Here is a 15,384-nt window from a genome sequence, read left to right as displayed (position 1 = left end):
CGGCTTTGTTGCATAAATTGGCTTCGGCATGCAGAGCCCCCTTTCCCCAGACGGATTTATGGTATGCGCACCGTCATCGGCGTCCCGAGCCGCGTGAAGCGGTTCAAGATCGCCGCTCTCACTTGGAGCTCTGCGACTTGACGGTCGAAGTCCCTTGCCATCACCCGCTCGCCCAGTAGCTTGAAACAACGCATCTTGGTTTCCACCAGGCTGCGGCGATGGTAACCGCTCCACTTCCTCCAGATCGCTCGTCCCAGGAGCCGGGTAGCACGCAGTATCTCGTTTCGGACATGGGCGCCCAACCGATTTTCCTTCCACCGCTTGGCATTCTTTCGGGTAGGAATCACCGCCTCGGCTTTTCGCTTGGCAATCGCTTCATGGCAGCCTTTGGTGTCGTAGGCACCATCGCCACTTACTGCAGCAATCCTTTCCCCCGCGGGAATCTGGTCCAGCAACTCCGGCAACATTGGCGCATCGCCCACCGTGTTGTCGGTCACTTCAATCGCCCGGATTTCCAGCGTCTGCGCATCAATGCCCAAGTGCACCTTGCACCACTGACGGCGGTACTCCGCGCCGTGTTTCTTCGTTTTCCATTCGCCTTCACCCAGCATCTTGATGCCGGTGCTGTCGATCAACAGGTGCAGCCCGGTCGTGCTTGGATGGCAAGAAATGGCCACCTGCAAATGCTTTTGCCGTCGGCACACGGTGCTGTAATCCGGTGTTAGCCAGTCCAGCCCTGCCAGTTTGAGCAGGCTTTGCACCATACCCACGGCCTGTCGGAGCGCAAGATTGAACAGGCATTTGATCGTCAGGCAGAACTGAATGGCGGCATCGCTGAAGGTCGGTGTCCGTCCACGTTTGCCGAGCGCAGAGCCATGCCAGTGCATGTCTCGGTCCAACCAGATTATCAGCGACCCACGCGCCTTGAGCGCAGCATTGTAGGTCTTCCAGTTAGTGGTCTTGTACTTGGGCGGGGCTGGCTTACTCATGCCGTCATTCTACCCCGCCTGCAGGGAGGGTGATTTGTGCAACAAAGCCCTGTCTACAGATAATCCCGCATCCGGTAATAAGCCATCCCCAACACCAGCGCCGGGGTGCGCAGCAGCTTGCCGCCGGGAAAGTCGCGGTGGCGGATCTTGGCAAACAGATCCAGCCGCGACGAGGCGCCGGCGATCGCCTCGGCCACCACCTTGCCGGCCAGGCCGGTGATGTTGACGCCGTGGCCGGAGAAGCCTTGCAGATAGTAGACGTTGCTGGACAGTCGGCCGAAATCCGGCGCGCGGTTGACGGTGATGTCGCAGAAGCCACCCCAGGCGTAATCGATGCCGACATCCGCCAGCTGCGGAAACACCCGCAGCATGTCGGCGCGCATGGAGCCGGCCAGATCGCGCGGCTCGTGGCCGGAGTAGCTGACCTTGCCGCCGAACAGCAAGCGGTAGTCGGCGGACAGCCGGTAGTAGTCGAGCACAAAATTGGTGTCGCACACCGCCATATTGTCGGCGATCAGCGCGCGCGCCCTCTCCTCGCCCAATGGCTCGGTGGCGATCACATAGGTGCCGGCCGGCATGATGCGCCGCTCCAGCTGCGGCGCCAGCGCGCCGATATAGGAATTGCAGGCCAGCACCAGCTGGCGGCAGCGCACGACGCCGTGCTCGGTGAACGCCTTGGGCGCGTCGCCCTGTTCGATGCGCAGCGCCGGCGTCTGCTCGTGGATGTCCACGCCGGCGGCCAATGCCGCGCGGGCCAGGCCCAGGGTGTAGTTGAGCGGATGCAGATGGCCAGAATGGGGATCGAACAGACCGCCCTGGTAGCGCTCGCTGGCCAGCTTGTCCCGCAGCGCCGCTCGGTCCCACAGCTGCAGGCCGCCGTAGTCGTAGCGCTCTTCGGCCTCGCGTTGCCAGTCTTCCAGCTCCCGCAGATGGCGCGGCTTGACCGCCGCGCTGACGTAGCCGCGCTGCCAGTCGCACTGGATGCCGTGGCGGCGCACGCGCTCGTCTATGATCTCCACCGACTCCACCGACATGTCCCACAGCGCCTTGGCCGCCTCGTCGCCCACCTGGGCGCGGATGCCGGCCATGTCGCCGGCATAGCCGGCGATCACCTGGCCGCCGTTGCGGCCGGAAGCGCCGAAGCCGACGTGCGAGCCCTCCAGCAGGATGACGGAGAAACCCTTTTCCCGCAGGTTCAGCGCCGCCGACAGCCCGGCCAGCCCGCCGCCCACCACGCACACGTCGCAGCTTGCCTCGCCGCGCAGAGGGGGCTGCGGGTCCCAGGCGTGGGCGGTGGCGGCGTAATAGGATGGCGGATGCGGCTGATGGGCGAAACGCAGCATAAAGTCCTCAGGGCGGATCGGAAAGAAAGCCCCCAGCAGGCCGGAGACGCGGATGTCACTGGGTCAGCACCACAGGCGAATCGGCGCGCCAGCTGAGATAGACCGTCTCGTCCCAGGTGGGCGCGGTCTCGTTGGCGTCGCACCAGCGAGACGATGGCACCACGGCTTTGACGATCTTGCCGCCGGCCAGTTTCACGTGATAGACGGAGTAGCTGCCCAGGTAGGCGATGTCCCGCACCGTTCCGGCGGCGCGGTTGGCGCCGGGCTGCAGCGGCTGCTTGTCCAGCCGCACATCCTCCGGCCGCACGCTGGCCCACACGTGCATGCCCTTGGGGCCGGTGATGCCGTGGTCGATGTGGATGACGCCGCCCAGCTCCTGCGAATTGATTTCCACCCGGTCCGGCTCGTCCACCACCACCGCGCCTTCGAACATATTGGTCTCGCCGATGAATTCGGCGGTGAAGCGACAGCTTGGGTATTCGTAGATCTCGGTCGGCGTGCCCACCTGCAGCAGCTTGCCCTCGCTCATGATGCCGATGCGGCTGGACATGGTCATCGCCTCTTCCTGGTCGTGGGTGACCATGATGCAGGTGACGCCCACCGCCTCGATGGTGTTGACCAGCTCCAGTTGGGTCTGCTGCCTGAGCTTCTTGTCCAGCGCGCCCAGCGGCTCGTCCAGCAGCAGCAGCTTGGGCCGCTTCACCAGACTGCGCGCCAGCGCCACCCGCTGCTGCTGGCCGCCGGACAGCTGGTGCGGCTTGCGGCCGGCGTACTTGCGCATCTGCACCAGGTCCAGCATCTTCGCCACCCGCTCGGCGATCTCGTCGCGCGGCGCGCCGTCCTGCTTCAGGCCGAAGGCGACGTTCTGCTCCACCGTCATGTGCGGGAACAGCGCGTAGTTCTGGAACATCATGTTGACCGGCCGCTCGTACGGCTGCAGGCCCTGCATGTCCTGGCCATCCAGGATGATGCGCCCGGCGGTGGGCGTTTCCATCCCCGCCAGCATGCGCAGCAGCGTGGACTTGCCGCAGCCCGAGCTGCCCAGCAAGGCGAAGATCTCGTTGCGGCGGATATCGAGGTCGATATGGTCCACCGCCAGATGGTCGCCGAACTTCTTCATCACGCCGCTTATTCTCAGGTACGGCGGCTCGCTCCCTGCGGCGACGCCCGCCGGGGCCGCGCTGGCGATGGGGCTGGCTGCTTGCTTGCTGGCCGCGATGGCTTCCGACATGTTCCCACTCCCTCCGACTGCGGCACCCTGCTGGCGCCGCTTGCTGTTTTGGACGCTTGAGACACGCGGCGGACAGAACCGTCCGCCTCTTGGCGCCGCCGGCACGCTTACAGCATGGCAAAGCGCTGCCGGCATTGCCGGGAAAGATGGAGCGATGAAAGGGGAAGGACGCGGGCTTGCGGCAAAACTGTCCTCACACTCCCCTGCCGCGGTGCGGGCGGCTGCCGGCGTCTGATGCGCCAGTCGTGGACACAGCCTATGCCATGTTTAAGAAATTTGACAAGTAGGGATCGCAAGATTGATCGAGCAAGAACGATCGTCTGTGGCTTGCGCGCCTCAGCCAGAAAAATGCCGCGTTGCGGCAAGGCAGCGTTTAAGACATCAAACACTTGGAGAGAAATCCAGGCCAGGCGCCAGCGCGCTCAGCGGCCGCATGCGCAGCAGGATGACGCGCCCGGCTGGCGCCGTTCGACGAACAGGCTGTTGCCGGGCAGCTTCTTCGCCTGCTTCTTGGCCTCCGCCGTCGCCGCGCCGATCTCATGATGGCTCAGGTACTGGCCCGCCCTCACCCGCACCACGCCCAGCGACAGCGTGGTCAGCGGCAGGAACACCGGCTCGCCGTTGCGCGAAGCCACCTCGAAGCCGCCGGCGGCGCGGTGGGCGTCGGAAAAATGCTGGGCCGCCAGTTCGCCGAAGCGCTCCAGCATCCGCAGCAGCCGGCATTCCCAGTCTTCCGACTGCATCAGCGCGACGAAATCGTCGCCGCCGACATGGCCGACGAAATCGCGCTCCTGGTCCACACCCTCCAGCAGCAGGTGGGCGACCAGCTCGATCAGGGCGTCGCCGGCGGCGTAGCCGTACAGATCGTTGAAGGGTTTGAAGTGGTCGAGATCGGCGTACACCACCACGAACGGGGTCCGCATCTCCAACAGACGGTCTATGGTCTCGTTGATCGGCACATTGCCGGGCAGGCCGGTCAGCGGATTGGCGTAGCGCGCGGCGGACAGCTGCAGCTCGGTGATCTTGCGCATCAAGGCGAAGCCGGTGCCCATGCCCAGGTAGCGGCCATGCTCGGCGATGATGAAACCGTCCACCAGATAGCGCTGCTCGGCCGCCACCACCAGGCTGGACAGCTCGTGCACGGTCAGATCGGCGCTGACCACCAGCGGCTGCTTGTCCATCATCAGCTGGCAGGGCTTCTTGCCGTACAGCTCGCGGTTGAACGGCTTGGCGAAGCTTTCCAGCAGATGGTGGCGGCGCAGCAGGCCCACCGGCACGCCGTCCTGCACCACCGGGATGGCGAAGCAGGCCGGATCGTCGGCGAAGCGCCGATAGGCGGTCTCGTTCGGCACCCCGGCATCCAGCGGCTCCACCTCAAGCAGCAGATCGCGCGCCAGCGGCTGGTTGCGCAGCCCGTGGCGGCGGCCGCCGAACCACGGCAGCGCGGCGGCCTGCAGCGGGATCTCGCGCGCCGGCGCCGCCTGCGGCCGGGCCAGCAGATAGCCCTGGCCGTAGCGCACGCCCAGCCGGCACAGCGTGCGCAGTTCGGCCGCCGACTCTATTCCCTCCGCCACCAGCAGCGTGCCGGACTGACGGGCGATGTCCGCCATCGAACGCACGAACTGCTCTTTCAAGGGATCGAGATGGATGTTCTGCACGAAATGCTTGTCCAGCTTGACGAAGTCCGGCCTCAGCTCCGACCACAGCCTGAGATTGGAAAAGCCCTCGCCCAGATCGTCCAGCGCGATGCGCAGGCCGTCGCCGCGATGCCGGGCGGTGACCTCGCGCAAGGCCAGGTAGCCGCCGTTGGGTCGGGTTTCGGTCAACTCCAGGATCACCCGCTTGGGGTCGAGGCCGATGCGGGCGAGAAAGGACTGCAGCGCGCCGGGACGGGATTCCTCGGCCAGCAGCGTTTCGGGATTGATGTTGACGAACAGCAGGCCGGGCAGGTCCAGTTCGGCGAAGCGCTCGGCGCAGGCGCGCAGGCAGGCCAGATCCAGCGACAGCAGCATCTGGCAGCGCTCCGCCGCCTCGAACAGCATCATCGGCGAGTGCAGCGTGCTGTCGGACGGCCCGCGGATCAACCCTTCGTAGCCCAGGATGTTGCCCGCCTCCAGATCGACGATGGGTTGGAACACCGGCTGAAGCCGGCGCTGGCCTATGATCTGCTCCAGTTCCCGGCACCACCCCGCCATCCCGGCCGGCAGGGATGGCTCGACGCAAGTTTGCATATTTCTCGACCGACTGCCCGAATTCCGCTCAACCTGGATAATCTACCGACAATAAATGTCATTGACATTACACTGGCGATTTGCGCCCGCCATCTGTTCAGCCGGGCGCGCCCGGTTCTAGAATGAATAAGCACGACACCGCCCAGGACAGGAGCGCCCGCCATGCCGTACGCCCAGCTAGCCGGACATCAGATCTACTACGAGGAAAGCGGCCACGGCAGCCAGCCGCTGCTGCTGCTGAACGGCATCACCATGTCCACCGTGGGCTGGACGCTGATGATGCCGCTGCTGGAGCCGCATTTCCGGGTGATCCGCGTGGACTTTCTCGGCCAGGGACAGAGCGAGCATCCGCCGGGCGAGCTCTACGCGCTGGCCGAGCAGGCCGATCTGGCCGCCGCGCTGCTGGACTGGCTGCAACTGCCGCAGGTGTACGCGGCGGGCCTGTCCTACGGCGGCATGGTGGCGCAGCACCTGGCGCATCGCCATCCCGGCCGGCTGAGCCGCCTGCTGCTGGCCGGCACGCTGGCCTGGGCCGATGCCGTCAACCATCACATCGGCGACAGCTGGATCGCCGCCAACAGCCAGGGCGGCCTCGACCTGCGCTATCAGATCAGCGTGCCATGGCTGTTCTCCAGCCGCTTTCTGGCCGGCAACGCCGCCATGCTGGACGATCTGAAGCTGCTGGCGGGCATGGTGGACTGGGACGCGGTGATCCGGCTGATCAACGGCGTCCGCCAGCACGACGCCCGCACCTGGCTGCCCCAATTGCAACTCCCGGTGCATATACTGGTCGGAGACGAAGACCGGCTGACGCCGCTGTACCAGGCGCGGCTGCTGCAAGAACTGATACCGGGCGCGGAGCTGGAAGTGCTGCCCGGCGCCGCCCACGTGCTGCATATAGAAGCGGTGGAAGCCTTTGCCCGCGCCATCGTCCGCTTCCGCCAGGACTGAGGCGGCCAACCATTCCTAGACAGGGGGAAACATGATGAGCAACGACGCCGTAACGCTGAACGTGGATAAACGCGGCATCGCCACCGTCGCGCTGAACCGCCCGGGCCTGCACAACGCGCTGGACGACGAAACGATCAGCCTCCTGGCCGCCACGCTGGAAACGCTGGCCGAGGACGCCACCGTGCGCATGGTGGTGCTGACCGGCAGCGGCATCAGCTTCTCCGCCGGCCACGACCCGGAATGGCTGCGGCGGCTGTCGCAGTTTTCCGCCAACGAGCTGAACCGCTACGCGCAGCAGATCGCGCGGCTGCTGCACACGCTGGACACCCTGCCCCAGCCCACGCTGGCCAAGGTCCAGGGCTCGGCCTTCGGCCTCGGCGTGGCCATGGTCGCCTGTTGCGACATCGCCATCAGCGTATCCGAGGCGCTGTACAGCCTGGCCGACGTCAAATTCGGCCAGATTCCCGCGCTCACCGCGCCCTACCTGATCCGCGCCATCGGCGAACGCGCCACCCGCCGCTACAGCATCACCGCCGAACGCTTCAACGCCGGCAAGGCCAAACGGCTGGGCCTGGTCCACCAAGTGGTGGAAAACGACGAGCTGGACGCCGCGGTGGAGCACATGGCGAGCCAGGTGCTGCTGAACAGCCCGGCGGCGATGCGCGCCACCAAGCACCTGATCGGCGAGATCGGCAAGCAGGAAATCACGCCCCAGGTGATGCAGCGCTGCATCGAACATAGCCTGACCGTGCGGATGAGCGACGAGGGACGCGAAGGCATACGCGCGCTGATCGAGATGCGCAAACCCGGCTGGATGGACTAGAAGCTGGCCCGGCGGACGGCGGCGGTGCGACAATAGCCGCATTTACCGCTTCCGCCGCCATCATGTCCAATCACACATTCTTCTGGCACGACTACGAAACCTTCGGCGCCGTGCCGCGCCAGGACCGGCCATCCCAGTTCGCCGGCATCCGCACCGACGCCGAGCTGAACGAGATCGGCGAGCCGGTGATGCTGTACTGCCGCCCCTCCCCCGACTACCTGCCCACGCTGCAGGCCTGCCTGCTGACCGGCATCACGCCGCAGTTGTGCCGCCAGCAAGGCGTGGCCGAGCATGAATTCGCCGGCGTGATCGAGCGCGAGCTGGCCACGCCCGCCACCATCGGCGTCGGCTACAACTCGCTGCGCTTCGACGACGAGGTCACCCGCTTCCTGTTCTGGCGCAACCTGATCGACCCCTACGCCCGCGAATGGCAAAACCACTGCGGCCGCTGGGATCTGCTGGACCTGGTGCGGGCCACTTACGCGCTGCGCCCCGAAGGCATCGTCTGGCCCAAGCACGAGGATGGCCGGACCAGCTTCAAGCTGGAACACCTGTCCGCCGCCAATGGCCTGGCGCACGAATCGGCGCACGACGCGCTGTCCGACGTGCGCGCCACCATCGCGCTGGCGCGGCTGATCCGCCAACGCCAGCCCAAGCTGTTCGACTACTACCTGACGCTGCGCAAGAAAGACGCGGTCAAGGTTCAGCTGTCGCTGCACGATCCCAAGCCGGTGCTGCACGTCTCGGGCATGTACGGCGTAGAGCGCGGCAATATGGCTGTGGTCTGGCCGCTGGCCGCCCACCCGACCAACGCCAACGAGGTGATCGTCTGGGACCTGGCCCACGATCCGGCCGAACTGCGCGGCCTCTCCGCCGACGACATCCGCCAGCGCATGTTCACCCGCGCCGACGAACTGCCCGAAGGCATGGCCCGGCTGCCGATCAAGACCATCCACATCAACAAGTCGCCGTTCGTGGTGGCCAATCTGAAGGCGCTGGGCGACGACAACGCCGCCCGCTGGGGCATGGACCTGGCCGCCATCCATCGCCACGCCGACGCCGCCCGCGCCTTGCCTGAGCTGTCGGCGCTGTGGCGCCGCGTCTACCAGCGCGAAGCCGGCGAACCGCAGGACGTGGACCAGAACCTGTACGGCGGCTTCGTCTCCAACAACGACCGCAAGGTGCTGCAAAAAATGCGCTGGCTGTCCGCCGGGCAGCTGGCCGGCGAAATGGCGCTGTTCGAAGACCCGCAACTGGCCGAGCTGCTGTTCCGCTACCGCGCGCGCAACTTTCCGGACACCCTGTCCGGCGACGAGGCCAAGCGCTGGAAAGCCTGGTGCCAGAGCCGGCTGACGCAGTCCTGGCCCGCCTTCCAGCAGGAACTGGCAGAGCTGCAAGCCGGCGAGCTGGCCGACGGCCAGCGCAGCCTGCTGCAACAAGTGGCGGACTACGCCGCCAGCCTTCAGGCCAGCCTGGCCTGACTTTTCGGCCGGCATCCGGCCGGCCTTTCCCCTCCCGGCATCCATCGTGCCGTACGCGTTTATGCGTATGAATTTATACTAGCGAATGAGCTAGAACGAATTGATACGCAAATTCGACATACCTGCCGGGAGGCGCGCATGCTGCATCAATTCACCGTCCGACAGAAGCTGCTGGGAGGATTTTCGCTGCTGATCCTGCTGCTTTGTGCCGTCGTCCTCATCGCCTACAACAAGCTGCACACCATCCAGAACAACATCACCGAGATCAAGGAAGACCGCTACCCCAAGATCATGCTGTCGCAGCGCATCGCGCTGAATCTGCTTTACATCAGCCGCGGCGTGCGCGACGGCGTGCTCGCCCGGGACCCGCAGCAAGTGGAGCGGCAGATTCTCAATGTGGAAAGCCTGCGCGCCGCCAACCGGGCCGACCTCGACAAGATGGAGCCGATGCTGTCCACGCCGGAGGGGCGCCAACTGTATGCCAAGATACGCGCGGCGCAGGACAGCCAGCGTCCGCTGTTTGAACCGTTGTACGCGCTGATGCGCAGCCACCAGACCGACGCCGCGCGCGAGATGCTGGAGACCCAGTTCGCCCCGACCAACACCGCCTTCATCGGCGCGCTGCTGTCGTTGCGCGACCGCCAGCAAAGCCGTCTGGACCAGTCGATGCAAGAGGCGATGGCGTCCAGCCAGCAGGCGATCGCCATCCTGCTGGGCACCGCGCTGGTCTCGCTGCTGCTGGCGGTGGCCGTGGCCTTGACCATCTCCAATCTGATCACCTCGCCGCTGCGCCATTCAGCCGATCTGGTGCACCAGATCAAGCTGGGCGACCTCTCCGGCTTCAGCGAGCCGATACCGCCGGCCCGCGACGAGGCGATGCTGATCGCGCGCGACATCCAGGAAATGCGCGAAGAGCTGCGCCAGATGGTGCAGAGCATCCAGGACAACGCCCATCAGGTGTCCGACTCCGCCCGCGCGCTGTCCGGCATGGCGCAGCAGGTGGCCGACGGCGCCCAGACCCAGGCCGAGGCCACCACCTCGGCCGCGGCGTCGATCGAGCAGCTGACGGTCAGCATCAACCAGGTGGCCGACAACTCCAGCGAGGCCTCGGAACAGGCCCAGGCGGCCGGCCAACTGGCCAACCGCGGCGGCCACGAGGTGCTGGAGTCGGTCGGCAAGATACGCTTCGTCACCACATCCGTCGACGAAACCGCCAGGCAGATGAACAGCCTGACCAAGGAAGTGCAGCAGATCGGCAATATCGTCACCGTGATCCGCGACGTCGCCGACCAGACCAATCTGCTGGCGCTGAACGCGGCGATCGAGGCCGCGCGCGCCGGCGAAACCGGACGCGGCTTCGCGGTGGTGGCCGACGAAGTCAGGAAACTCGCCGAGCGCACCACCACCTCGGCCCAGGAAATCACCACGATGATAGGATCGATCCAGCAAGGCGTCGGCCAAGTGGTGAGCAGCATGGGCCAGAGCCTGGACTGCGTGGAGGGCGTGTCCGGCACCGCCGAGCAGGCATCGAACTCGATGCGGGAGATCGAAAGCAGCGCCGACACCATCATGCGCACGATACACAGCATCACCGGCGCGCTGACCGAGCAGCGCAGCACCAGCCTGAGCCTGGCGCAGGACATGGAGAAAGTGTCGCGCATGGCGGAGGAGAACAACGCCACCGTGCAGGAACTAGCCACCACCTCCAGCCAGCTGAGCACGCTGTCCGCCAATCTGCAAAGCGTGGCCACCCGCTTCCGCCTGTAGCGGGAAAGCCCATCCTCCCGGCTGCGTCCTCTTCCGGCGCGGCCGTTTGCTTGCTCGCGCCGCCGTGGCGCGCAACAAGCTGCCAACAATATTCATGCTCTTCGCTTATAATCGCGTCCATTTCCCACCACTCATCAAACCGAGCGTTCAATGGATCCGATCCTGCTGTTCCACTCCCTGATCATGGGCCTGGTCGAGGGCATCACCGAGTTCCTGCCCATTTCGTCCACCGGCCACCTGATCCTCACCGGCGATCTGCTGGGCTTCCTCGACAAGGAAAAGCGCGACGTCTACGAGATCTTTATCCAGCTGGGCGCGATGCTGGCGGTGGTGTGGGAATACCGGCGCAAGATAGGCCATACCGTGGCCGGCGCAATCCATCCCGGCGGCGAGCGCAACCTGCTGCTCGGCATCGTCATCGCCTTCATCCCCGCCGCCATCGCCGGCCTGCTGTTTTCCAAGCAGATCAAGGCGGTGCTGTTCAACCCGGTTTGCGTGGCCGTCGCCTTCATCGTCGGCGGCCTGATCATCCTGTGGGCGGAGAAGCGCGAGCACAAGGTCACGGTGGAGACCGTCGACGACCTGAGCCTGAAGGACGCGCTGAAAGTGGGCCTGTGCCAGTGCCTGGCGCTGATTCCGGGCACCAGCCGCTCCGGCGCCACCATCATCGGCGGCCTGTTCCTGGGCCTGTCGCGCAAGGCGGCGACCGAATTCTCGTTCTTCCTCGGCATCCCGACTCTGGGCGCCGCCTCGCTGTACAGCCTGATCAAGCACCGCGACGCGCTGAGCGCCGACGACATCGGCGTGTTCGCCGTCGGCTTCGCGGCGTCCTTCGTGTTCGCCTTCCTCGCCATCCGCGCGCTGCTGCGCTTCATCTCGACGCACAGCTTCGCGGTGTTCGCCTGGTACCGGATTGCCTTTGGCCTGATCGTGCTGGGCACTTGGTGGAGCGGCCTGGTCGAGTGGAGCGCCTGAGCGTCTGCAAACCCTCTCAGAAACGGCCGCTGACCGCCGCGCCGGCGTATTCCAGGCAATCCTCGACGCGCCGGCGCTGCGCCTCGCCCAATTCGTCCAAGGCGAAATAACGCCAGGCTGAATGCTCGACGCTCAGCCTGGGCTCCGCGTCCATCGGCGGTTCGCAGCGGAACACGAAAGCTTGCGAATTGTAGGCGCGGTGATAATAGACGCCGCTCAGGTAACGCGGCGCCACCTCCCATCCCAGCTCCTCCCGGCATTCGCGGACCACGCATTCATGAATGGTTTCGCCTGGCTCCAGCGCGCCTCCCGGCAGGCCCCAGGCCATATCGCCATAAGTCGCCTTCAGCAACAACACCCGCCCGGCCGGGTCGCAGATCACCGCATGGGCGCTGAGACGGAAGGTATCTTCAAACGCCATCGCCTATTGTTTCACCTGGCGGCTAACGCGCTCGAAGAATTCGTAAATGCCGGTCTCGCTCATCCTGCGGGCATCCGCCAGCTCGCCGGCGCGCGTCGCGTAGATCACCTTGTTGTCCGGCGACAGCACCACCGCGGCGGGAATGCCTTTGGCGATCGGATGGCCGTACTCGGCGTCAATGTCGAGGTTATGGTCGAAATTGCCGACATCCACCTTCACCACCTTGAACTCGCGCGCCAGCAGCTCGGCGCTCTTGCCGCTGTTCAGCGCCGCATCCAGCGCGCGGCAGTCCGGGCACCAGTTGGCGCCCAGAATCAGCAGCACCGGCTGACGGCCTTGCTGCGCGGCCTCCAGTGTCCGGCTCAATGCGGCCCTGGCGTCGGCCTTTTCGTCGTATGGCAGGTCGCCCGCCAGCGCGGCGGCGCTCGCGAGCAGCAGCGACAACACAATCAATAGTTTCTTCATGGAGCGGCTCCGGGATCAGGCCAGGCGGGGTTGGCACAATACTTCGGTTTTCACGGAATGGGCGATGAAGCATTCGGCATGGGCCGCATGATGCAGACGCTCCAGATCCTCTTGCGTCGGCAGCTTGTCGCCGGAAAAGGACGTTCTGGGCTGCAGCGTCACCCGGGACACCCAGGCCTTGCCGGCTTCGTTCTTGCCCATCTCGCCGACGGCGACGTCATGGTATTCGTCGACGCGGAAACCGGCGCGCGCGGCGATGTCCAGAAACCACAGCATGTGGCAGCTGGACAAGGACGCGATGAAGGCCTCCTCGGGATCCACCGCGGCCGGATCCGAGTAGGGCGGCGACACCACCTCCGGCGCCGAAGAGCCCGGCACCTCGGCGCCGCCGTCGAACCTCAACACATGCTTGCGGCTGTAGCGGCGATCAAGAAAATCCTGCCCGCCTCGCCTCCAGATCACTTCCGCCTGATGCTGCGCCATCGCGTGCGCTCCTTGTCCGGTTGGTCAACGCCGATGATAGCACGGCGATGACAAGGACATGGCAATGCTCAGCGGTAGCAGGATGGCCGCTGCGCGTCAGGGCCCCACACCTCGTCCTGCTCGGCGCGCCAGCGGCGCAACGCGGCTAGGTCCAGATCCGCCGACAACAACTGGGCTTGCTCACCGGCGACCGCCAGCAGATGGCCGCGGGCGTCGATCAGGCAGCTGGCGCCGTCGTATTGCGGCGCCGGGTAATTGCACAGCGCCACGGCGAAACGGTTTTCCAGCGCCCGGCCGCGCAGCTGCTGCAGGCGGACATCGCCCAGCTCGTCATCTTCGCGCATCGGGCAGGCATTCGGGACCAGCGCCAGTTCGGCGCCCTGCCGCATCAGACTGCGGCCGGACTCGGGAAACTCGCGGTCGAAACAGATCATCGCGCCGATGCGCACGGTTTCGCCGCCCAGCGCGACATCGGCGCAGACAAAGCCGTCGCCGCCTTGCAGCGCGGTTTCGGTGCCGTCGGTGAAATCGCAGATGTGGACCTTGTCGTATTGCAACGCCACCGCGCCATCGGCGCCGTACAGGCGCAGCCGATTGCGCAGCGCGCCATCGCGGCTGGCGAGATAAGTGAAGGCGATGGCCAGCCCCAAGCCGGCGGCCAACTGGGATATTTCGGCCAACATCGGCTCATCGTCGTCCCAGGCATGGGCGGCGTTCATCCGCTCCGGCGCGTAGCCGGTGGACCACATCTCGGGCAACAGCAGCAGATGCGCGCCGTCCACCGCCGCTGCCGCGCCCCACTGCCGCAGCGGCAGGCGGCGGGATGGATCGTCCGGCGCGGGCTGCTGCGCCAGGGCTAGGCGAATCACGCTCATGCCAGCGCGATCCGCACGTAGATGGGCTGGTATGGCGCGTCCTGGCTGACCTTGACCATGCCCTCCTTCACCAGTTCCAGCACGGCGATGAAGTTCACCACCAGGTGGGCGACGCCCTTGTCGACGTCGAACAGCTCCTCGAACGGCACATACTCCTTGCCGTCCAGGTAGCGCAGGATCCAGCTCATCTGCTCGCGCACCGACAGCTCGTCCTTCTCCACCTTGTGGTGGCGGCGGTGCTTGGCGCGCGACAGAATCGCCATCCAGGCTTGGCGCAGGTCGGCGGCGCCCACGTCCGGCAGCCGCTGCTCGGCCGACTGCTCGATCAGCACCGCCAGCCAGGCGAAGTCGCGCTCCGCCTGCGGAATCTTGTCCAGCTCCAGCGCGGCCAGCTTCATCTGCTCGTACTCCAGCAACCGGCGCACCAGCTCGGCGCGCGGGTCGTCCGGCTCGCCGTCCTCGTCCAGCTGCGGCCGCGGCAGCAGCAGCCGCGACTTGATCTCGATCAGCAGCGCCGCCATCAGCAGATATTCGGCCGCCAGCTCCAGCCGGCCATGCTTCATCGCATCGATGTAGGACATGTACTGGGCGGTGATTTCGGCCATCGGGATGTTGAGCACATCCAGATTCTGCTTGCGGATCAGGTAGAGCAGCAGGTCGAGCGGGCCTTCAAAGCTCTCCAGAATCACCTGCAGCGCGTCGGGGGGAATGAACAGGTCCTGCGGCGCTTCCAGCACCGGCTGGCCGAACACGTGCGCGATCGGCACGCTGGGCGGCAGCTCGGGCGAGGTCAGCTGGAAATCCGGCGCGGGGGAGTCGGGGGCATTCAAGGGTGCGTCGCTCATGGCGACAAGGATACCAGCAAGCGGATGCGCGCCGGTTGAACTTTTGCCCGCTGCGGCGCACAAACCGGTTTCGACAGTGGGAGTCACGCCAGCGTGTCGCTACATCCATTGCCTGTTTTGCTCAGCCTGCTATGCCTGCCGCTTTCCGCCTGCGGCCTGGACGGCGACGGCGCGTCCCGCGCATCCGAACCGCGCCGTCTCTCGGCCAGTTCCGATCATTTCTGGCGCAAGCGCGAGATCGAGGAAGTCAGCCGCCGCATCATAGAAAAAGAGCTGGGCTATCCGGAAACCACCCGGCTGGTCGCCCAGGAAGACGGCAGCGGCTCGGGACAATACCGCTTCCGCCTGTCCGGCACCGCCCGCAGCGGCTGGAAAACCCACCCCGTCACCTTCAGCGTGGCCGGCGACCTGTCCAGCGGCCGCGTGCTCAGCATCCATTGCCACGCCGGCGAAGCCGGCCGGCAGGCCTGTTATCCGCCCAGGCACCTGGCGGCCTGGTCCTGA

The 15,384-nt window shown here is 65.8% G+C and carries 15 protein-coding genes; 6 read left to right on the top strand and 9 right to left on the bottom strand.

Features of this window, described 5'->3' with window-relative positions; all coding sequences use genetic code 11:
- Positions 1 to 56: 56 nt before the first annotated feature.
- From ACY3GB_RS20185 to ACY3GB_RS20170, 4 genes are all read right to left on the bottom strand, one after another.
- Positions 57 to 989 carry an IS5 family transposase gene (locus tag ACY3GB_RS20185; protein WP_463090305.1) on the bottom strand — a complete coding sequence of 311 codons (933 nt, stop codon included), beginning with the start codon at positions 987 to 989 and terminating at the stop codon, positions 57 to 59.
- A 53-nt stretch (positions 990 to 1,042) separates the two neighbouring features.
- Positions 1,043 to 2,332 carry an NAD(P)/FAD-dependent oxidoreductase gene (locus ACY3GB_RS20180; protein WP_463090304.1) on the bottom strand — a complete coding sequence of 430 codons (1,290 nt, stop codon included), beginning with the start codon at positions 2,330 to 2,332 and terminating at the stop codon, positions 1,043 to 1,045.
- 55 nt (positions 2,333 to 2,387) lie between these two features.
- Positions 2,388 to 3,452, bottom strand: coding sequence for an ABC transporter ATP-binding protein (locus ACY3GB_RS20175; protein WP_463090966.1), 1,065 nt, complete (start codon positions 3,450 to 3,452; stop codon positions 2,388 to 2,390).
- A gap of 533 nt (positions 3,453 to 3,985) precedes the next feature.
- Complete coding sequence (locus ACY3GB_RS20170; RefSeq protein WP_463090303.1) at positions 3,986 to 5,794, bottom strand: GGDEF domain-containing protein; 1,809 nt, start codon at positions 5,792 to 5,794, stop codon at positions 3,986 to 3,988.
- Between the two features lie 162 nt (positions 5,795 to 5,956).
- Between ACY3GB_RS20170 and ACY3GB_RS20165 the strand changes: the two genes are divergently transcribed.
- The 5 genes from ACY3GB_RS20165 (at position 5,957) to ACY3GB_RS20145 (ending at position 11,791) form a co-directional block, all read left to right on the top strand.
- Positions 5,957 to 6,745, top strand: coding sequence for an alpha/beta fold hydrolase (locus ACY3GB_RS20165; RefSeq protein ID WP_463090302.1), 789 nt, complete (start codon positions 5,957 to 5,959; stop codon positions 6,743 to 6,745).
- 31 nt (positions 6,746 to 6,776) lie between these two features.
- A complete protein-coding gene (locus tag ACY3GB_RS20160; protein WP_463090301.1) occupies positions 6,777 to 7,568 on the top strand; it encodes an enoyl-CoA hydratase-related protein in 792 nt (263 codons plus the stop codon).
- Between the two features lie 62 nt (positions 7,569 to 7,630).
- On the top strand, positions 7,631 to 9,049 hold the full coding sequence (gene sbcB / locus ACY3GB_RS20155; RefSeq protein WP_463090300.1) for an exodeoxyribonuclease I: 1,419 nt from the start codon (positions 7,631 to 7,633) through the stop codon (positions 9,047 to 9,049).
- Positions 9,050 to 9,187: 138 nt separating this feature from the next.
- Entirely contained in the window at positions 9,188 to 10,816 is a 1,629-nt protein-coding gene (locus ACY3GB_RS20150; protein ID WP_463090299.1) for a methyl-accepting chemotaxis protein, read from the top strand.
- Positions 10,817 to 10,966: 150 nt separating this feature from the next.
- A complete protein-coding gene (locus ACY3GB_RS20145) occupies positions 10,967 to 11,791 on the top strand; it encodes an undecaprenyl-diphosphate phosphatase (protein WP_463090298.1) in 825 nt (274 codons plus the stop codon).
- Positions 11,792 to 11,807: 16 nt separating this feature from the next.
- On the opposite strand, the gene ACY3GB_RS20140 is transcribed toward ACY3GB_RS20145, so the two are convergent.
- From ACY3GB_RS20140 to ACY3GB_RS20120, 5 genes are all read right to left on the bottom strand, one after another.
- Positions 11,808 to 12,212: an NUDIX hydrolase gene (locus ACY3GB_RS20140; RefSeq protein WP_463090297.1), complete on the bottom strand. Its 405-nt coding sequence runs from the start codon at positions 12,210 to 12,212 to the stop codon at positions 11,808 to 11,810.
- Positions 12,213 to 12,215: 3 nt separating this feature from the next.
- Complete coding sequence (locus ACY3GB_RS20135; protein WP_463090296.1) at positions 12,216 to 12,677, bottom strand: thioredoxin family protein; 462 nt, start codon at positions 12,675 to 12,677, stop codon at positions 12,216 to 12,218.
- Between the two features lie 15 nt (positions 12,678 to 12,692).
- Positions 12,693 to 13,160: an OsmC family protein gene (locus ACY3GB_RS20130; protein ID WP_463090295.1), complete on the bottom strand. Its 468-nt coding sequence runs from the start codon at positions 13,158 to 13,160 to the stop codon at positions 12,693 to 12,695.
- A gap of 68 nt (positions 13,161 to 13,228) precedes the next feature.
- Positions 13,229 to 14,035: a carbon-nitrogen hydrolase family protein gene (locus ACY3GB_RS20125; RefSeq protein ID WP_463090294.1), complete on the bottom strand. Its 807-nt coding sequence runs from the start codon at positions 14,033 to 14,035 to the stop codon at positions 13,229 to 13,231.
- Complete coding sequence (locus ACY3GB_RS20120; protein WP_463090293.1) at positions 14,032 to 14,880, bottom strand: segregation and condensation protein A; 849 nt, start codon at positions 14,878 to 14,880, stop codon at positions 14,032 to 14,034. The genes ACY3GB_RS20125 and ACY3GB_RS20120 overlap by 4 nt, the downstream gene beginning before the upstream one ends.
- 93 nt (positions 14,881 to 14,973) lie before the next feature.
- On the opposite strand from ACY3GB_RS20120, the gene ACY3GB_RS20115 reads away from it, so the two are divergent.
- Positions 14,974 to 15,384, top strand: a complete 411-nt coding sequence (locus ACY3GB_RS20115; RefSeq protein ID WP_463090292.1) for a hypothetical protein — start codon at positions 14,974 to 14,976, stop codon at positions 15,382 to 15,384.

The sequence above is a fragment of the Chromobacterium sp. Ag138 genome (genome assembly GCF_055181315.1).
This window is presented reverse-complemented; position numbering and strand designations above follow the sequence as displayed.